16 protein-coding genes are annotated in these 18,084 nt (G+C 71.9%); 15 read left to right on the top strand and 1 reads right to left on the bottom strand.

The genetic code is table 11. From position 1 onward, the window contains the following. The first annotated feature begins 522 nt into the window (after positions 1-522). Genes IE145_RS00150 through IE145_RS00100 form a run of 11 tightly spaced genes read left to right on the top strand, consistent with a single transcriptional unit; the run spans position 523 to position 12,093 of the window. The gene (locus IE145_RS00150) at positions 523-903 is read left to right on the top strand and encodes a hypothetical protein (RefSeq protein ID WP_189517639.1); all 381 of its coding nucleotides are present in this window, start codon (positions 523-525) and stop codon (positions 901-903) included. Beyond that, positions 900-1,910, top strand: coding sequence for a glycosyltransferase family 2 protein (locus tag IE145_RS00145; RefSeq protein WP_229825223.1), 1,011 nt, complete (start codon positions 900-902; stop codon positions 1,908-1,910). Before IE145_RS00150 ends, IE145_RS00145 begins: the two co-directional genes overlap by 4 nt. Then, positions 1,907-2,989 carry a lysylphosphatidylglycerol synthase domain-containing protein gene (locus IE145_RS00140; RefSeq protein WP_229825134.1) on the top strand — a complete coding sequence of 361 codons (1,083 nt, stop codon included), beginning with the start codon at positions 1,907-1,909 and terminating at the stop codon, positions 2,987-2,989. Before IE145_RS00145 ends, IE145_RS00140 begins: the two co-directional genes overlap by 4 nt. Next, positions 2,986-4,434 (top strand): aspartate aminotransferase family protein, encoded by a 1,449-nt coding sequence (locus tag IE145_RS00135; RefSeq protein WP_189517633.1) that lies wholly within the window; start codon positions 2,986-2,988, stop codon positions 4,432-4,434. Before IE145_RS00140 ends, IE145_RS00135 begins: the two co-directional genes overlap by 4 nt. Then, a complete protein-coding gene (locus IE145_RS00130; protein ID WP_088573030.1) occupies positions 4,422-5,468 on the top strand; it encodes an NAD-dependent epimerase/dehydratase family protein in 1,047 nt (348 codons plus the stop codon). Before IE145_RS00135 ends, IE145_RS00130 begins: the two co-directional genes overlap by 13 nt. A gap of 17 nt (positions 5,469-5,485) precedes the next feature. Then, on the top strand, positions 5,486-6,571 hold the full coding sequence (locus IE145_RS00125; RefSeq protein WP_189517630.1) for a UbiA prenyltransferase family protein: 1,086 nt from the start codon (positions 5,486-5,488) through the stop codon (positions 6,569-6,571). Positions 6,572-6,623: 52 nt separating this feature from the next. Continuing rightward, complete coding sequence (locus tag IE145_RS00120) at positions 6,624-7,655, top strand: glycosyltransferase family 2 protein (RefSeq protein ID WP_189517627.1); 1,032 nt, start codon at positions 6,624-6,626, stop codon at positions 7,653-7,655. Continuing rightward, positions 7,652-8,824 (top strand): endonuclease/exonuclease/phosphatase family protein, encoded by a 1,173-nt coding sequence (locus IE145_RS00115; RefSeq protein WP_189517624.1) that lies wholly within the window; start codon positions 7,652-7,654, stop codon positions 8,822-8,824. The genes IE145_RS00120 and IE145_RS00115 overlap by 4 nt, the downstream gene beginning before the upstream one ends. Next, positions 8,821-9,987, top strand: coding sequence for a glycosyltransferase family 4 protein (locus IE145_RS00110; RefSeq protein ID WP_189517621.1), 1,167 nt, complete (start codon positions 8,821-8,823; stop codon positions 9,985-9,987). The genes IE145_RS00115 and IE145_RS00110 overlap by 4 nt, the downstream gene beginning before the upstream one ends. Next, a complete protein-coding gene (locus IE145_RS00105; protein WP_189517618.1) occupies positions 9,987-11,126 on the top strand; it encodes an endonuclease/exonuclease/phosphatase family protein in 1,140 nt (379 codons plus the stop codon). The genes IE145_RS00110 and IE145_RS00105 overlap by 1 nt, the downstream gene beginning before the upstream one ends. Further along, positions 11,083-12,093, top strand: coding sequence for an aldo/keto reductase (locus IE145_RS00100; protein WP_189517615.1), 1,011 nt, complete (start codon positions 11,083-11,085; stop codon positions 12,091-12,093). Before IE145_RS00105 ends, IE145_RS00100 begins: the two co-directional genes overlap by 44 nt. A gap of 90 nt (positions 12,094-12,183) precedes the next feature. On the opposite strand, the gene IE145_RS00095 is transcribed toward IE145_RS00100, so the two are convergent. Further along, a complete protein-coding gene (locus tag IE145_RS00095; RefSeq protein ID WP_189517612.1) occupies positions 12,184-12,948 on the bottom strand; it encodes a GntR family transcriptional regulator in 765 nt (254 codons plus the stop codon). 279 nt (positions 12,949-13,227) lie between these two features. Between IE145_RS00095 and IE145_RS00090 the strand changes: the two genes are divergently transcribed. The 4 genes from IE145_RS00090 to IE145_RS00075 all read left to right on the top strand — a co-directional run bounded on the left by IE145_RS00090 (position 13,228) and on the right by IE145_RS00075 (position 18,047). Continuing rightward, the gene (locus IE145_RS00090) at positions 13,228-14,526 is read left to right on the top strand and encodes a sugar ABC transporter substrate-binding protein (protein ID WP_189517609.1); all 1,299 of its coding nucleotides are present in this window, start codon (positions 13,228-13,230) and stop codon (positions 14,524-14,526) included. A gap of 114 nt (positions 14,527-14,640) precedes the next feature. Then, positions 14,641-15,648 carry a carbohydrate ABC transporter permease gene (locus IE145_RS00085; protein WP_189517606.1) on the top strand — a complete coding sequence of 336 codons (1,008 nt, stop codon included), beginning with the start codon at positions 14,641-14,643 and terminating at the stop codon, positions 15,646-15,648. Beyond that, on the top strand, positions 15,645-16,508 hold the full coding sequence (locus IE145_RS00080; protein WP_189517603.1) for a carbohydrate ABC transporter permease: 864 nt from the start codon (positions 15,645-15,647) through the stop codon (positions 16,506-16,508). The genes IE145_RS00085 and IE145_RS00080 overlap by 4 nt, the downstream gene beginning before the upstream one ends. A gap of 9 nt (positions 16,509-16,517) precedes the next feature. Further along, on the top strand, positions 16,518-18,047 hold the full coding sequence (locus IE145_RS00075; protein ID WP_189517600.1) for a glycoside hydrolase family 3 protein: 1,530 nt from the start codon (positions 16,518-16,520) through the stop codon (positions 18,045-18,047). Positions 18,048-18,084: the final 37 nt, after the last annotated feature.

Here is an 18,084-nt window from a genome sequence, read left to right as displayed (position 1 = left end):
CCGCAGATGTCACGCTGCCCCCGCACGCCGGTGCGGGACGCCCCTTCAGCACCGGGCGCGAGTGTAGGGGCGGTGCGTTGTGAAGGTATAGACCAGGTCCACGGGATGGATGGGCCCAGCGGGGCGTTCAGGGCCGAAAACGGCGGCCCCCGGCGATGACCGCACGGTGCCCCGAAGGCGGCGGCGGATGGCCGCAAGGTGCCTGGCAGTCCGCTGCCACCACCCCATCGTCCCAGGCAGCGGGCCCCGTAAGGCCGTTCCCCCGGCTGGCACTCTGCTGCCCCGCAGCTTTCGGCCACCCGGTAACCGTGGCCCCCGGCGCGGCGATGGCGACAGGATCTGGCCGTCACAAGTCATTCACACACCGCTACGTTCCGAGGAGTCTTCCCATGCGGGCGTTTCCCCTCCCTGCCTTCCGCCGCGCGTCGACCGCCGGCTCTCCCGCCCGCGGGGCGGCCCTGTGCGCCGCCCCGGCCCGGGACGGCTTCTCCTGGGGGTGACCCGGGGGAACGGGACGCCTCCGTGTTCCTGGTGACCGCGCTCCTCGTGTGCACCGGGCCCCCGCGCACCGACCGGTGGACCGCCCGCGACCTGGCACGCTGGCTGCGCTCCCACCGCGTCCGGGCCGGACCGCCCACGCCCGGACCGGTCCATGTGTACGTCGTCGAGGGCCCGGACGGCACGGTCCGCGCCGCGCTCTACATGGAGAGCCCCGACCCCCTCCAGGCCGAACTGGCCGCCCTGGAGCACCTTCTGGCGGCCCTGTGCGCCGCCGGGCCCTCCTCCCTCGACTGGCGGCCCGCCGCACTCGGCGGCGTCTTCGCCCGCCCGGTCCCGCACCGATCCCCCGACCCGAAAGGACCGGACCCGCCATGCCACGGGAGCGCCCCTCCGTGTCAGTGATCATCCCCAACCACAACTACGAGAAGACCCTGCGGGCCTGCCTGGAGTCCGTCTACGCCCAGACCCTGCGCCCGCTGGACGTGGTCGTCGTGGACGACGCCAGCACCGACGGCTCCCGCGACATCGCCCGCGCCTTCCCGTGCGTCCTGGTGGCCCGCCCGGAGAACGGCGGGGTCTCCGCCGCCCGCAACCTGGGCGTCGCCGCCTCCTCCGGGCAGGTGCTGTTCTTCCTCGACTCCGACATAGCCCTGGCCCCCGACGCGATCGAGAACGCCGTCGACCTGCTCATGGACGATCCGGAGACCGGCTGCGTCCACGGCGTCCTCGACCCCGAACCGCTCTTCGACGACGGCCCGGTGGAGGTCTACCACTGCCTGCACGCGCACTTCTGGCGGCGCCGCAGCGCCGGAGTCGTCGGCACCGCCTTCTTCGCGCTCGCCGCGATCGAGCGCTCCGTCTTCGAGGCCACCGGGCCCTTCGACGAGAACCTCCGCGACTCCGAGGACGTCGAGTACAGCGACCGCCTCGCCGCCACCCACCGCATCCGGCTCAGCGAACGGGTGACCGGCCGCCACGACGACGTGGACCGGCTGCTGCCGATGCTCGCCGAGCAGTACCGCCGCTCCCAGCTCCTCGTCCCCGTCGCCGCCGTGGAACGCCGGCGCGGCGGCGGACTGCGGGCCAACCGTACGGGCGGCGTGCTCGCCGCCGGCCTGGTCCCGCTCACGCTGCCGCTCGTCCTGCTCACCCCCTGGCTCCTCGCGGTGCCGCTCGCCTGCGCGGCCGCCTTCGCCCTGGCGGACGTGGGCCTGTCCCGTTTCGTGGCGCGCCGCAAGGGGTGGCCCTTCCTGCTCCGCTTCACCGCGCTGCACTTCGCGGTGCACCTGGCCCTCGTGCTCGGCGCGGTGGCCGGCGGCGTGCGCTGGCTGGTGGACCCGCGCTTCGGCCCCTCGGTGCGGGGACGCCGCGCCCGCAGCGACGATCCGGCCCCGGCGGCGGCACCGTGAGCGCCGGACGGAACCGGGAGCCGGAAGCCGTACGGGCCCGAGGACCGTTGCAGGACGCCGCACCCGGGGACGGGGTGGCGCAGGACGCCGCACCCGTGGACCGGGCGGCGCCAGAAACCGCGTCCCGTCCCTCCCGGTGGGCCCGGGTGCTGCGTCCCGCCGCCGCGCTCGTCCTCGTCGCGGCCACCTGCTTCGCCGTCGGCGGTTCGCTCCGCGCGGCCGGGACGGAGCTGGCCGACGCCGCCGGCCGGCCCGGGGGAGTGCTCCTGCTGAGCGCGGCCGTGGCCGCCAACGCCGCCGGACTCGTCCTGTCGATGCTCTCCTGGCGGGTCCTGGTCGTGGACGGCGGTTCCCCCGCCCGTACCAGCGACACCGCCCGCATCTTCTTCATCGGCGTCATAGCCAAGTTCGTCCCCGGCCGGATCTGGGGCGTCCTCGCCCACGTCCAGCTCGGCAAGGCCGTCGGCATCACCCCCGAGCGGATGATCGCCGCCTTCGGACTCGGCCTCGTCATCGGGATGACCACCGGGGCCGCCGCCGGACTCCTCGTCGCCCCGGCCGTGTTCGGCGCGGGCGCCTGGGTCTTCGCCCCGCTCGTGCTGGTCGCCGCGGCCGCCGTGGCCCGGCCCGGCTGGGTGGGCCGGCTCGTCGCCTGGACGATGCGGCTGGCCCGCCGACCCGCCGGGGCCGCCGACAGCTCGCCCCGCGCCCTGCGGCTCTCCATCGGCTGGGCGTGCGCCTCCTGGGCGGTCTCCGGACTCCACCTGTGGGTCATCGCCGTCCTGCTCGGCGCCCCGCCGCTGCTCTCCCTGCCCGTCTGCGTCGGCGGCTTCGCCCTGGCCACCGTCGCCGGGAGCCTCGCCTTCGTCCTGCCCGACGGCTGGGGAGCGCGCGAGCTCGTCCTCCTCGTCCCCCTGGGCGCGGTCATGCCGCTCTCCGCCGCCACCGCCGCCGTCATCGCCAGCCGGCTCGTCTGCGTGCTCAGCGAGGTCGCCGTCACCGGTGCCGCTCTCGCCTGGGCCCGCGCCGCCGGACCCCTGCCCGCCCCACGACCCGCGCTCCGGGAAGGAGCCGCATGACCTCCGACGCCACCCCCCTGCTCACCGTGGACGACTGCGAACGACTGTCGACGAGCCAGGTGCACGAGCTGTACCGGTCCCACGTCAACAAGAGCCAGGTCTCCCTGATGACCTCCTTCGGCTTCGGCCGCGAACTCGTCGACCACGCCGAAGGGTCCTGGATCCACACCCGGGACGGCCGCCGGATCCTCGACTTCACCGGCGGCGTCGGCGTCCTCAACCACGGCCACAACCACCCGCGCGTCCTCGCCGCCCGCCGCCGCTTCCAGGAACGGCGCCGGATGGAGGTCCACAAGACCTACTTCTCGCCCTACATCGCCGCCCTCGGCCACAACCTCGCCCGGCTCCTCCCCGGCGACCTGAACCTCTCCTTCTTCCCCAACTCCGGGGCGGAAGCCGTCGAGGGCGCGGTGAAACTCGCGTACAAGTTCCACGGAGGCCGCCGCCGGCAGATCCTGCACGCCGACATCAGCTTCCACGGCAAGCTCCTCGGCTCGGGCAGCCTCACCGGCAGCGCCCAGAACGCCTTCGCCTTCCCCGGCATCCCCGGTGTCTCCGCCTTCCGGTACGGCGACCTCGACTCCGTACGGCAGGCCGTCGCCGGGGCCCGCGACGCAAAGGGGCGCTGCGACGTCTACGCGATCCTCATCGAGCCCTTCTCGGCCTCCACCATGACCGAGTGCTCCGAGGAGTTCCTGCGCGGGCTGCGGGAGTTGTGCACCGCCGAGAAGATCGTGCTGATCTTCGACGAGATATACACCGGGTGGGGCAAGACGGGCAGCCTCTTCCACTTCATGCGCTACCCGGACCTCGTCCCGGACGTCGTGACCACCTCGAAGTCCTTCGGCGGCGGCAAGTCCTCCATCTCCGCCTTCGTCGCCCGCGAGCCCGTCTTCCGTGCGGCCTACGACAGCCTCGGCGACGCCATGCTCCAGTCCACCAGCACCACCTACTACGGCTTCGGCGAAGAGACCGCCACCGCGCTGGAAGCCGTCAACATCGCGGTCGAGGACGACTACCCGGCCCGCGCCCGCGCCATCGAACGCGTCCTGAAGCCGGGCCTGGAGAGGCTGCGCAAGCAGTACCCCGACCTCATCGCCGACGTCCGGGGCGCCGGTGCGCTGTACGGGATCTTCCTCGACGGCGGCCCCCGCCTCCTGGACCTCGCCGCGAAGATCGCCCCCGGCGGCCTCGCCCGCGACCCGCTGCTGCGCACCAAGGTCATCACCTGCGCGGTCGTCAACGCGATGTACCACGACCACGACGTGTACATGTACTACACGCTCAACGGCCGCAGCCCCCTGGTGGCCGCCCCCTGCCTGGTCGCGGGCCCCGACGAGGTGGAGATCTTCCTCGACGCCTTCGACCGGACCCTGGCCAAAGGCATGAACCGCCTTCTCGCCGCCTTCTTCAAGGACAAGGCGGTGTCCCGATGGGCGGCCTGACCATCGCCGTGACCGGCGCCGCGGGCATGCTCGGTTCCCACCTCGTCGCCCGGCTCGCCGCCGACGGCCACGACGTCGTCGGGATCGACCTGCGCGAGGACCCCCACCCGCCCGCCGGCGCCCGGCACGTCGTCGCCGACATCCGGGACGGGGCCGCGCTCGCCCGCGCCTTCGACGGGGCCCACGCGCTGGTGCACTGTGCCGCCGCCCTGCCCTCCTACCCCGTCGACCAGATCCGCTCGATCACCGTCGACGGCACCCGGGCCGTCCTGACCGCCGCTCGACGGGCCCGTGTCGAACGGGTCGTGCACATCTCCTCCACCGCCGTCTACGGGCTGCCGAAGCGGGTCCCCACCCCGGAGGACCACCCCCGCGAACCCGTCGACCCGTACAGCAGCGCCAAGGCCGAGGCCGAGGAGGTCTGCGAGGAGTTCCGGGGGCGCGGGATGTGCCTGCCGGTCCTGCGCCCCAAGACCTTCCTCGGACCCGGCCGGATGGGCCTCTTCTCGATGCTCTTCGAATGGGCCGAGGAACGGCGCAACTTCCCGGTCCTGGGCCGTGGCGACGTCCGCATCCAGATGTTCGGCATGGCCGACCTGGTCGACGCCGTGGTGCTCGCCCTGCACGCCCCGCCCGAGGTCGCGAACGACGTCTACAACCTGGGCGCCGCCGAATTCGGCACCCTGCGCGAGGACTTCCAGGCCGTGCTGGACGCGGCCGGGCACGGCAAACGCGTGGTCCCGCTGCCGGCAGCACCGGCTCTGGCGGTCCTGCGCGCACTGGAGCGCACCAAGCTCTCCCCGGTCTACGGGAGGCTGCTGTTCAAGCTCCTCGACGACAGCTACGTGGACATCGCCCGGGCCACCGAGCGCCTCGGCTTCCGTCCCGCGCTCTCCAACCAGGACGCCATCCTCTCCACCTACGCGTGGTGGCGGACGCAGCGGCGGGGCGGCGCCCCCGCTCCCGGAGCCGGCCGGACCAGCCGGGACCCGTGGCGCCAAGGGGCGCTCGGCCTGGCCAAGGTCTTCTTCTGATCCCCTGGAGCCCTGCCGTGGACATCACCCGGTCGTCCCCCGCGCCCCCGCGCGTGGTGGCAGTCCCGCCCGACCCCGAACCCGTCGACCTCACGGCTCTGTCCGAGCCCGCCCACCTGACGTCCCTGCCCGAGCCCACCGACCTCACCGTGCGGCCCGGGTCCGCCCACGACCGGCCGGAGACGGCCGTCGCCCCCACCGCCGTACCGGAGGAACGCCGCCGCCGCAGCCGTCCCCGTGACCTGCTCGCGCTGGTGCGCCCCGGCCAGTGGGTGAAGAACCTGGCCGTCGTCCCGCTCGCACTCCTCGACACCCACCCCTGGGGGGCCGCCGAACTCCTGCGCACCGGCTGGGCGATCCTCGGTTTCACCCTCGCCTCCGCCGTCGTCTACGTCGTCAACGACCTCGCAGACCGGGAGCGGGACCGCCTGCACCCGGTCAAACGCCACCGCCCGATCGCCTCCGGCCGCGTCTCCCCGGCCGCCGCCACCGTCCTGACCGGGCTCCTCGCCCTGTCGCTGACCGGCTGGGCGGTGGCCGGTCCCGCCTGGCAGTGGTGGCCCACCGCCCTCTACCTGGCGCTGAGCCTCGCGTACTCCCAGGGGCTCAAGCACGTACCGCTGGTGGACGCCTTCATCGTGGCGACCGGCTTCGTCCTCCGGCTCCTCCAGGGGGCGCTGCTCATCGGAGGCCGGCTCTCCGAATGGCTGGCGCTCTGCGTCTTCTCGCTCTGCCTGATGCTGTCCCTCGGCAAACGGCGGCACGAGATGACGGCGGCGGGCCGCGCCCACCGCCCCGCCCTGCGCGGCTACACGCCCGCCTTCCTCGACCACCTGGTCGTCCTGGTCGCCGCGCTGACCGCCGTCAGTTACGTCCTCTACCTCCGCGACGACGCGGCGCTCGCCGCCGGGGCCTCCTTCGTCATCCTGCTCTCCGCCCCCTGCGCCGTCTTCGGCCTCGCCCGCTACCTCCAGCTCCTCCTGGTCGAGGAGGGCGGCGGCAACCCCGTCCACGTCCTCCTCCGGGACCGCGTGACCCTCGTCAACGCCGGCCTGTGGGCGGTCCTCGTCGTCCTCGCCCTCCTCACGCGCCCCTCCGGCTGACGGTCTCCGTCCGGCCCGCCCGTCCGCCCCTCCGACCGCCCGAAGGCGTCCCATGAACCGGAAGCACCCCCTCGTCTCCATCGTCATCCCCAACTACAACTACGGCCGCGCCCTGGAACTCTGCCTGCGCGCCGCCCTCGCCCAGACCTACGAGCCCCTGGAGGTGCTGCTCGTCGACGACTGCTCCACCGACGACTCCGTCGCCGTCGCCGAGGCCTGCGGGGTGCGGGTGATCAGCACCGGCGTCAACAGCGGGGTCGCCACCACCCGCAACACGGGGGCGGCCCACGCCCGGGGCGAGATCGTCGTGTTCGTCGACTCCGACGTGGCGATGGAACCGGACGCGATCGCCAACGCCGTCGCCCTGCTCGACTCGGACCCCCGCATCGGCGCGGTCTGCGGCACCTACGACGCCGAACCCCTCATCCGCGACAGCCTGATCGAGGAGTACCGCTGCCTGCACCAGTTCTACTGGCTGGCCGAAACCGAGGGCCGCATCGGCACCCTGCACACCGCGATCTGCGCCATGCCCGCCCGTGTCTTCGCCGAGATCGGCCCCTTCAACCCCCGGCTGCGCCACACCGAGGACGGCGACTACGCCGCCCGCATCTGCCGGAGCTACGAGGTCCACAGCTCCACCGCCGTCCGGGGACGGCACGACCACGACGACACCTGGCGGGTCGTGCTGCGCAAGGTCTTCCACCGCACCCGGCTGCACATCCCGCTGTACGTGCGCCGGGGCGACCTTCCCGGCGGCATCGCCACCGGACCCCGGGCCGGGGCCAGCGTCGCGGCCCTGCTCGCCCTGACCACCCTGCCGCTCGGCCTGCTCGCCGCGCCCTGGCTGCTGGTCCCCGCCGCCCTGCTCGCCCTCGCCCTGCTCGCCGACACCGCCCTGTACCGCTTCGTGCTGGGCCGCAGGGGCCCCCTGTTCGCCGCCTACTTCGCCTTCGCGCACACTGTCGTCAACGCGGTCATCGCGGTGGGCGCGGGCGTCGGTGTCCTCCAGTGGCTGGCCTCCCGCCGCTTCCGGCGCCTGTACGAGCCGGGGGCGCACCTCGACACGGTACGGGCCACGCCATGACGGGGGGCCTGACGGCGGCCAGCGCCGCCCCCGCGGACCCGGACGCGGCCGACGCCCCCCGGCCGGGAGAGCGGGAGAGGGACGTCCGCCGGTGGCCCGGCCGGCTGCTGCTCGCCGTGGCCGTGCTGTGGGCCCTGTTCGTCGCCGCCCGCGCGCTCCTCAGCGGCCGGTGGTGGGTGTGGAACGGGCTCGGCCTCGCCCCGCCCGTCCTCCATCTCCTCTTCCCGCTGGTCCTGTTGATCCCGGCCGCGCTGATCCGCCACCGGCGGCGGGCGGCCGTGGGCGTCGTCCTGGTCTCGCTGCTGCTGGGCTCCTGGCAGACCGGACTGCACCCCGGGGCGCTGCTGCGCGGACAGCCGGCCGTGCCCCCGGGCGCCCTGAAGGTGGTCAACTGGAACACCTTCTTCTGGGACCAGGACAGCGACACCGACGCCTTCTACGGCTACCTGAAGTCCCGCTCCGCCGACGTCTACCTCCTGCAGGAGTACCAGAACGCCCGGGGCGACGAACCCGCCCCGATCGATGATCTGGCCCGGATCCGAAGGGAGTTCCCCGGCTTCCACATCGCCACCGAGGGGGAGTTCCTCACCCTGTCCCGCTTCCCGATCACCTCGGTGCGGGCGCTGCGGCCCGACGGCCTCGCCCCGCCCGACACCTCCTGGGCCGACTACTGGAACATCCGCGTCCTGCGCACCGACATCGTGGTGGACGGCGAGACCCTGTCCCTCTACAACACGCACCTGCCCGATCTGCTGAACGTCGACCGCAACCCCTTGACCGCCTCCTACCACCGCTCCGTACGGCAGCTCTCCGACCGCCGCGACCGCCACTTCCGGGCTCTGCGCGACGACCTCGACGCCAACGAGAACCCGGTGGTCCTCGCCGGGGACCTCAACGTGCTGCCGGGCACCGGGGACCTGCGCTGGTTCGACGGACTGCGGGACGCCGCCGACGCCGGGGACTCGGTGTACCCGGCGACGTTCCCGGTGAGCGGCCCGGCCCTCTGGCGGCTCGACTGGGCGTTCGTGTCGCCCCGCGTGGACCTGCACCGGCAGTCCGTCCAGGACCCGCCCGCCGCGCTCTCCACCCACCGGCTGATCGAGCTGGACCTCTCCCTGCCCGCCTCCGGGGCCACCACCGCCCCGGCCACCGAGAAGGACCGGTCATGACCCGGCGCTCCGCGCGCTCGCCCCGCTTCGACGCGACGATCGTGCTCACCTACTACCTCCCGTACACCAGCGGGCTCACCGAAGTGGCCCGCACGGTCGCCGAAGGGCTGGCCGCGCGGGGCCGCCGGGTCGCCGTCGTCGCCTGCCGGCACGAACCCGGACACCCCGCGCGGGAGACCGTGAACGGCGTGGAGGTGTTCCGCGCCCCGGTCGTCGCCCGCGTCGGACGCGGCGTGGTCAGCCCCGCCTTCGCCCCGCTCGCCGGACGGGTCGCCCGCGCCTCCCGGGTCGTCAACCTCCATCTGCCGATGCTGGAGGCCGGGATCGTCGCCCGGCTCGCCCAGGACACCCCGGTCGTCGCCACCCACCACGACGACGTCTGGCTGCCCGGCGGCGTGCTCGCCCCGCTCCAGGTCAGGGTGGTCGACGCCTCGGTCGCCGGGGCGCTGCGCCGCTCGGCGGCCGTCGTCGTCAACAACGTGGACCACGCGGAGCATTCACGCCACTGGCCCCTGATGCGCGAGCGCCGTCTGCTCTCCATCGCACCGCCCTGCCGGGAGCGCGCGCCCGCGCCCGCCGCCTTCCGCGAGACGACGGGCCCGCACATCGGCTTCCTCGGGCGGATCGCCCCGGAGAAGGGGCTGCACCACCTGGTCGACGCCTTCCGGGCCTTCCCGGACCCCGAGGCCCGGCTGCTGATCGCGGGGGACTACTCCAAGGTCGCCGGCGGCAGCGTCGTCGGGGCGCTGCGCGCCCGCGCCGGGGACGACGCCCGCATCCGCTTCACCGGCTTCCTCCCCGACGACCAGGTGGCCGGGTTCTACGCCTCGTTGGACGCCTTCGCCCTCCCGTCCGTCGCCGAGGAGTCCTTCGGCATCTCGCAGGCGGAGGCGATGATGCTCGGCGTCCCCTCGGTCGCGAGCGATGCCCCCGGGATGCGCGTCCCGGTGACGGAGACGGGTTTCGGCCGTCTTTTCCCGCCCGGCGACGCCCACGCCCTGGCCGCGGCCCTGCGCGAGGTGGCCGCCTACCCGCCGGAGCGCCGCGCCGAGGGAGGCCGCGATGCCCGTGCCCGGTACGGGACGGACCACTGCCTGGACGCCTACGACGCCCTGTTCCGGGAGGCCGGGGCACGGCGGGGCGTCCAGGGAGCCCCCGCGTGATGGCAGCCGTCGCCCTCGGCGGGGCCCTCACGAACGCGGCTGCGGGGGAGCCGGGCCCGCCGCTGTGGGCCGCGCTGGCCTGGGCCGGATTCCTCGCCGCCCACCTCGCCCTCAACGGCCGCTGGTGGTTCTGGCTGCTGCCCTCGCTGCTGCCGCCGCCCCTCTTCGCCGTGGTGCCCGCCCTGCTCCTGGCGCTCGCCGGGGTGACGGGGGACCTCGCGGCCGGAGCGGTGGCGGCCGCGGCTCTGCTGCTGGGGGTCCGGCAGTCCGGTCTGGTGCCCGGCGCACTGGTCAGGGGAGCGCGCCGCCCACCGCCGGACGGGGCCGTGCGCATCGTCTCCTGGAACACCCAGCACTGGTGCCAGAGCACCGACCCCGAGGCGTTCTACGCCTTCCTGCGCGAGCTCGACGCTGACGTCTACCTCCTCCAGGAGTACCACCACGACCGGTTCGACGGCACCTACCGGCTGATCGACGACGAGTGGCGGCTGCGCGCGGCCTTCCCCGATCACGAGGCCGTCATCGCCCGCGGCCTGATCACCCTGTCCCGCCTGCCGGTCGCCGCGACCGTCGAGACGGCCGCTCGCCGGACCCTGCGGGTGGATCTGGAGATGCCCGGCGACGGTCGGATTCTCGCCACGTTCAACGTCCACATCCCGGTACAGCTGCGGCTGATCAGCCCGTTGCGCGCAGACTTCTACCGCGCGGTCCGCTCCCGGGCCGCCGACCGGCGGCAGGAGTACCGGGGACTCCTCGCGGACGTCGCCGGCTGCCCCCACCCGGCCCTGATCGCCGGGGACTTCAACACCACCCCCGCGATCGGGGACGCCCGCCGCATCGCCCGCCTGGGCGCCGATGCCGTCGCCCTGGCCGGGAAGGTCTGCCCCGTCTCCTGGCAGCCTCGCCCGGGCCTGCGCTGGTGGCGGCTGGACTGGGTGCTCAGCACACCGGGCGCCCGCGTGCACAGCTACCGCTTCCGCGATCCGCGCGGACTGTCCGACCACTGCGTCCAGGAAGTGTCCGTCTCGCTCGCCGAACCGGACGAACGGCCCCCGGCCGCCCTCCGTGTCCACCACCACGACGAAGGAACCCACCATGCGTTACCGCTACCTCGGCAAGACCGGCCTGCGGGTCAGTGAACTCTGCCTGGGCGCCATGACGTTCGGCCGGGAGGCCGACGAGTCCACCAGCCACGCCCTGCTGGACCGCTTCACCGAGGCGGGCGGCACCTTCGTGGACACCGCCGACATCTACTCCGCCGGAGCCTCCGAGGAGATCCTCGGCCGCTGGCTGAAGAGACAGCGCCGTGACGACGTGGTGATCGCCACCAAGGTCCGGTACGGCACCGGGGAAGGCCAGAACGACCGGGGGCTGGGCCGGGCGCACCTGATCGCCGGGGTCGAGTCGAGCCTGCGACGGCTGGGCACCGACCACATCGACCTCTACCAGGTGCACGCCTGGGACCCCGGCACCCCGCTGGAGGAGACCCTCTCGACGCTGGACGCCCTGGTCACCTCCGGCAAGGTGCGCTACATCGGGGCCAGCAACTTCTCCGGCTGGCAGCTCCAGAAGGCCGTCGACCTCAGCCGTGCGAACGGCTGGGAGCCCTTCACCGCCCTCCAGCCGCTCTACAACCTGCTGGACCGCTCCGCCGAGTGGGAACTGCTGGAGGTCAGCCGCAACGAGGGCCTCGGCGTCATCCCGTGGAGCCCGCTGCGCGGCGGCTGGCTGAGCGGCGCGATCCGGCGCGGTGCACAGCGGCCGCCCACGGGCACCCGCGTGGAGACCGCCGAGCGGCTCGGCTGGGGCGAGTCCTGGAGCGCGTACGAGGGCGACGAGCGCACCTGGCGGGTGCTGGACGCCCTGCACGAGGTCGCGGGGCGCACGGGCCTGGCGGTGCCGGTGCTGGCCCTCGCCTGGCTGCTCGGCCGGCCCGGCGTCACCGCCCCCATCGTGGGCGCGCGCACCCTGGAGCAGCTGGAGACCAACCTGGGAGCCGCGGACCTGGACCTGGACCCGGCCGACGCGGCCCTGCTCACCGCGGCGAGCGACCAGGCGCTCCCGTACCCGTACAGCGTGATCGAGATGGACCCCGAACTGCGCTGACGCTCCTCGTGTGACCGAAAACGGGCGGTGGCCCGGGGAGTCGATCCCCGGGCCACCGCCTTGTGTCCGTGCTGCCGTCGCCTTCGGCGCTCAGTCCGTCGGACGCTTCAGGCGCGCCACGAACTTGTAGCGGTCGCCCCGGTACACCGAGCGCACCCACTCCACCGGTTCGCCCCGGCCGTCCACCGAATGGCGGGACAGCATGAGCATCGGCAGGCCCACATCGGTGCCCAGCAGCCCCGCTTCCCGGGGCGTGGCGAGCGAGGTCTCGATGGTCTCCTCCGCCTCGGCGAGGCGGACGTCGTACACCTCGGCGAGCGCGGTGTAGAGCGAGGTGTACTTCACCAGCGAACGGCGCAGCGCGGGGAAGCGTTTGGCCGAAAGGTGCGTGGTCTCGATCGCCATCGGTTCGCCGCTGGCGAGCCGGAGCCGCTCGATGCGCAGCACCCGGCCGCCCGTCGAGATGTCCAGCAGACCGGCGAGGGTGTCGTCCGCCGTGACATAGCCGATGTCCAGTAGCTGGGATGTCGGTTCCAGCCCCTGGGCGCGCATGTCCTCGGTGTACGAGGTGAGCTGGAGGGCCTGGGAGACCTTCGGCTTGGCGACGAAGGTGCCCTTGCCCTGGATGCGTTCCAGCCGGCCCTCGACGACCAGTTCCTGGAGGGCCTGGCGCACGGTGGTGCGCGAGGTGTCGAACTCGGCGGCCAGGGTGCGTTCGGGCGGCACCGGGGTGCCCGGCGGCAAGGTGTCCGTCATATCGAGGAGATGCCGCTTGAGCCGGTAGTACTTCGGTACGCGCGCCGTGCGCGTACCCGTACCGGTCTCGCTCCCCGTACTGCCCCCGTCGGCACTCATGGCCCGCCTTCCCGACGCTTGCGTTGCTGCCGTCACCGGCTCCTCCGTCTGTCGCGGCTCACATGGTGGCACGGTCCGGTCACGGGTCGTCGCCCTCCCTTAGGTGTCGGTCCTATAACGGACGCGAGTGCACTTCTTATACACCCTTGACACCCCTAAAGGTCTAGGCCAAGCTCCCGGTACTGGTCTAAACCATTAAAGACCAGGTCCAGCCCCAGCAGAACTCGTCGAATGTCTTCGCGGTGGGTGGGGTTGCAGCATCCCTGAGGAGGGTTTGACGTGAAGCGCAAGCTCATCGCGGCGATCGGTGTCGCGGGCATGTTGGTTTCGGTCGCGGCGTGTGGTTCGGACGACAAGAATTCGTCCGCCGACCCGAAGGACCGCAAGGAAACCCTGACCGTCTGGCTCATGGGCGAGGCCCAGTCCACCTGGCCGGAGCTGGTCAAGGACGTCAACGCCGAGTTCAACAAGAAGTACCCGGGCGTCAAGGTCCAGGTTCAGTACCAGCAGTGGGCCGACAAGGTCAAGAAGCTGGACACCTCCCTCGGTGGCGACAAATTCCCGGACGTCGTCGAACTCGGCAACACCGAGACCATGCAGTACATCCTCAACGGTGCGCTCGGAGAAATCGACCCCAAGAAGTACGAGAACTCGGACACCTGGATCAAGGGTCTGAAGGACACGTGCTCCTTCGAGGGCAAGACCTACTGCGTTCCTTACTACGCCAGCGCCCGTCTGGCCGTGTACAACAAGGACATGCTGAAGGCCGGCACCGGCAGCGACGTCCTCCCGCAGACCGAGGACGAGTTCCTCGCCGCGATGGACAAGGTCGACGCCGAGCTGGGCAAGAAGGACAAGCGCGCCTCCTCCCTCTACTACCCGGGCCGCTACTGGTACGCCGCGATGTCCTACGTCGCCGCCTACGGTGGCCAGATAGCCACGTACGACGAGGGCAGCAAGGAGTGGAAGGCCGCCCTGTCCACCCCGGAGGCGCAGAAGGGCCTCCAGCACTTTGTCGACCTGGTCAAGAAGTACAACAAGGCCGACGTGACGAAGGACGAGCAGGACCACGCCAACGTCATGGCCAACGAGAAGGCCGCCGTGATCTACGGCCAGGCCTGGGAGGCCGGCAGCGTCACCACGGGCGAGAACGGCAACCCGAAGCTCGAGGGCAAGATCGCCACGGCCGGTATGCCCGGCCCCGAGGGCAAGGCCCTCCCGTCCTTCATCGGCGGCTCGGACCTCGCGACCATCTCCAAGTCCAAGATCCAGGACCTCGGCGAGGAGTGGATCTCCCTCTTCACCAACGCGAAGTCCATGGAGGTCCTCGCGTCGAAGAACATCCTCCCCAACAACGAGAAGCAGCTTGAGCCGCTGAAGGCCAAGCCGGAGACCGCCGCCATCGCCAACGCGGTGCCGGACGCCTGGTTCACGCCGATCGCGCCGGGCTGGGCCTCCGTGGAGAAGGAGGAGATCCTCCAGAACATGCTCCTGGAGATCGTCAAGGGCGCCTCCGTCGCCGACGCCAGCAAGAAGGCCGACGAGAAGATCAACGAGCTGATCAACAAGGAATCCTGACCTTCCGATCGCCAGGCGGGGGCCCGGCACTGTGCCGGGCCCCCGCGCCTTTCCCGCAAAAGTACGCCGTGAATTCCGGGGCCCGCCCCGGACCCGCGATGGAAGGTCAGCCACGTGTCTGCCGCTGATACCAAGGCCGCCGGGCCGCCGGTCCCCGTACCACCCGACCCGCAGGCGATCGGCAAGTCGTCCCCCGACGACGACGCGCCCCGGGTACAGAAGAGGAAGCGGAAGAAGGGCGAGCTCCTTCCCTACTTCCTGATCCTCCCGGCGATCGTGGCGATCGCCGCCGTCTACCTCTACCCCCTCGGCAAGACCGTGGTCATGTCCTTCCAGGACATGGGCCGCCGCGAACTGTGGTCCGGAGAGCCGGCCCCCTGGGTCGGTTTCGAGCAGTTCACCAACATCCTCGGCGACCCCGAGTTCTGGTGGGTGACCTTCCGCACGGTCGTCTTCATGGCGATCTGCGTGACGCTGACGATGGGCATCGGGCTGTTGGTCGCCCTGCTCATGCGCAAGCTCACCACCTGGGTCCGGCTGGTGCTCACCGCCTGCCTCATCGCCGCCTGGTCGATGCCGCTGATGGTCGCCGCCTCGATCTTCCGCTTCATGGCCGACTCCGACTACGGCCTCATCAACACCCTGATCGCCAAGGTGGCCGGCGAGGACTGGCTCGGACACAACTGGTACCTCAACCCCGTCCAGGGCTTCGGCATCATCACGCTGCTGGTCGTCTGGGGCGCCATCCCGTTCGTCGTCGTCACCCTGTACGCCGCCCTCACCCAGGTCCCCCAGGAGCTGGAGGAGGCCGCCGCCCTCGACGGTGCCAGCGCCTACGGCATCTACAAGTTCGTCACCTGGCCGGTCATCAAGCCGGTCTTCGTCATGGTCACCACCCTCTCGGTGATCTGGGACTTCAACGTCTTCGGCCAGATCTGGCTGCTGCGCGGCAACAAGCCCGAGCCGGAGTACGAGACCCTCGGCCTCTACTCCTACTCCAAGGCGTTCGAGTCCACATCCTTCAGCCAGGGCTCCGCCATCGCTCTGATCACGGTGCTGCTGCTGTCCGGCGTGGCCGTGTACTACCTGCGCCAGCTCATGAAGACGGGAGAGGTCGAATGAGCAGCACGACCCAGACGACACAGGCGCTGCGGCCCGACCGCAAGAAGACCCGGCTCCACTTCGACCTGCTCGGCCTCGGCATCGCCCTGGTCATGGTCTTCCCGGTCTACTGGCTGGTCATCAGCGCCCTGCGGCCCAACCGGGAGATCCGCAGCTACGACCAGACGCTCTGGCCCACGTCGATCACCTTCGACAACTTCGTCCGGGCCACCGAGCAGCCGAACTTCACCACCGCCATCCAGTCCAGCCTGATCGTCGCGGTCACCGCGGTGGTCGGCGGCATGATCATCGCGACCCTGGCGGCCCTGGCGATCGGCCGGTTCCGGTTCTTCGGCCGCAAGGCCCTGGTCCTGATCATGATCCTGGTCCAGATGCTGCCGCCGACGGCGATGCTCATCCCCATCTACGCCCAGCTCAACGCGATGGGCGGCGTCGACGAGTACTGGGGCCTGATCGTCGTCTACCTCGTCTCCACGCTGCCCTTCGCCACCATCATGATCCGCGGCTTCGTCGTGAACATCCCGGTGGAGCTGGAGGAGTCCGCGATGGTGGACGGCTGCACCCGCTTCCAGGCCTTCCGCCGGGTGATCTTCCCGCTGCTCGCCCCCGGGCTCGCCGCCGCGTCGATCTTCGCCCTCGTGAACGCGTGGAACGAGTACCTCTTCGCGTACATCCTGATCAACGACAACTCCAAGTACACGCTGAACGTCTGGCTGATGACGTTCACGACCGAGCGCGGAACGGACTACGGCGCCCTCATGGCCGCATCGACCATGATCGCCATCCCCGTCGTCGTGTTCTTCATGATCATCCAGAAGAAGATGGCCGCAGGCCTGACTTCCGGCGCCGTGAAGGGATAGTGCGGGCCCATGACCACCCTCGTTTCCACCACCGACACCGTGACGCGCGACGCGCTCGCCGTGCTCCAGCCCGGATTCACCGGTACCACCGCACCGGACTGGCTGCTGCGCCGCGTCGGTGAGGGCCTCGCCTCCGTGGGCCTGTTCGGCCGCAACATCACCTCGCCCGAGCAGCTCACCGCCCTCACCGCGCGGCTGCGCGCCGAGCGGGACGACGTCCTCGTCGCCATCGACGAGGAGGGCGGTGACGTGACCCGGCTGGAGGTCACGCACGGTTCCTCGTTCCCCGGCAACTTCGCACTGGGCTCGGTGGACGACGTCCACCTCACCCGGTCCGTCGCCCAGGAGCTCGGCCGCCGGCTCGCCGAGTGCGGCGTCAACCTCAACTGGGCGCCGTCCGCCGACGTCAACTCCAACCCGGGCAACCCGGTCATCGGCGTACGCTCCTTCGGCGCCGACACCCGGCTCGCCGCCCGGCACACCGCCGCGTACATCGAGGGGCTCCAGGCCGCCGGCGTCGCCGCCTGCACCAAGCACTTCCCCGGACACGGCGACACCGCGGTCGACTCGCACCTCGCGATGCCCCGCATCGATGTGGACCTCGACACCCTGCACGCCCGTGAGCTGGTGCCTTTCCGGGCGGCCATCGCCGCGGGTTCCAAATCGGTGATGAGCGCGCATATCCTGCTTCCCGCACTCGATCCGGACCGCCCGGCGACCCTGAGCCCGCAGATCCTGACCGGTCTGCTGCGCCAGGAGCTGGGCTACGACGGCCTGATCGTCACGGACGCCGTGGAGATGGACGCCATCGCCGGTGCGTACGGAATCGAGCGCGGGTCCGTCCTCGCCCTCGCGGCGGGTGCCGACGCCATCTGTGTGGGCGGCGGCCTGGCCGACGAGGAGACGGTGCTGCGGCTGCGCGACGCCCTCGTCGCAGCCGTGCGCGCCGGGGAACTGACCGAGGAGCGGCTCGCCGACGCGGCCGCCCGTGTACGAGCCCTGGCGTCCTGGACGCAGAGGGTTCGGGGGGACATCCGGGAGTCGGGCGCGGCAGTGCAGGAGGGGACCGCGCCCGGCACCGGAGTCAGTTCCGACATCGGTCTGATCGCCGCCCGCCGCGCGGTCCGGGTGACCGGCTCCGGCGACCGGCTGACCGAGGCGGCGTACGTGGCCTCGTTCAGCGCGGAGGCCAACATCGCGGTCGGCGACGAGACCCCGTGGGGCATCGCCGCCGAGCTGGAGCGGATCCTGCCCGGTACCGGCACGGACGCCTACACAGCCGACGCCTCCGCACCGGCGGACGCGATCCTGGCGGCGGCGGGGGAGCGGCGCATCGTCGCCGTGGTCCGCGACGAGCACCGGTACGCCTGGATGGGCGCGGCGCTCGACGCCCTGCTGGCGGCCCGCCCGGACACGGTGGTGGTCGAGATGGGCCTGCCCCAGTCGGACCCGAGGGGCGCCCTGTACGTGGCCACCCACGGCGCGGCGAGGGTCTGCGGCCAGGCAGCGGCGGAAGCGCTGACCGGCACGAAGTCCTGACACCGGCCCTGTCCAGCCCGTCCGGCGATTGAGGACA

This window comes from Streptomyces sindenensis (assembly GCF_014649035.1).
Classification (GTDB): Bacteria; Actinomycetota; Actinomycetes; order Streptomycetales; family Streptomycetaceae; genus Streptomyces; species Streptomyces sindenensis.
Note: the sequence above shows the minus strand (reverse complement) of the source record. Positions and strands in the feature narration are given on the sequence as shown.

Coding starts and splice junctions, on each gene's coding strand:
- IE145_RS00100 (WP_189517615.1), top strand. CDS start 11,083: ATGCGTTACCGCTACCTCGGCAAGACCGGCCTGCGGGTCAGTGAACTC.
- IE145_RS00080 (WP_189517603.1), top strand. CDS start 15,645: ATGAGCAGCACGACCCAGACGACACAGGCGCTGCGGCCCGACCGCAAG.
- IE145_RS00120 (WP_189517627.1), top strand. CDS start 6,624: ATGAACCGGAAGCACCCCCTCGTCTCCATCGTCATCCCCAACTACAAC.
- IE145_RS00095 (WP_189517612.1), bottom strand. CDS start 12,948: ATGAGTGCCGACGGGGGCAGTACGGGGAGCGAGACCGGTACGGGTACG.
- IE145_RS00110 (WP_189517621.1), top strand. CDS start 8,821: ATGACCCGGCGCTCCGCGCGCTCGCCCCGCTTCGACGCGACGATCGTG.
- IE145_RS00105 (WP_189517618.1), top strand. CDS start 9,987: ATGGCAGCCGTCGCCCTCGGCGGGGCCCTCACGAACGCGGCTGCGGGG.
- IE145_RS00075 (WP_189517600.1), top strand. CDS start 16,518: ATGACCACCCTCGTTTCCACCACCGACACCGTGACGCGCGACGCGCTC.
- IE145_RS00130 (WP_088573030.1), top strand. CDS start 4,422: ATGGGCGGCCTGACCATCGCCGTGACCGGCGCCGCGGGCATGCTCGGT.
- IE145_RS00135 (WP_189517633.1), top strand. CDS start 2,986: ATGACCTCCGACGCCACCCCCCTGCTCACCGTGGACGACTGCGAACGA.
- IE145_RS00115 (WP_189517624.1), top strand. CDS start 7,652: ATGACGGGGGGCCTGACGGCGGCCAGCGCCGCCCCCGCGGACCCGGAC.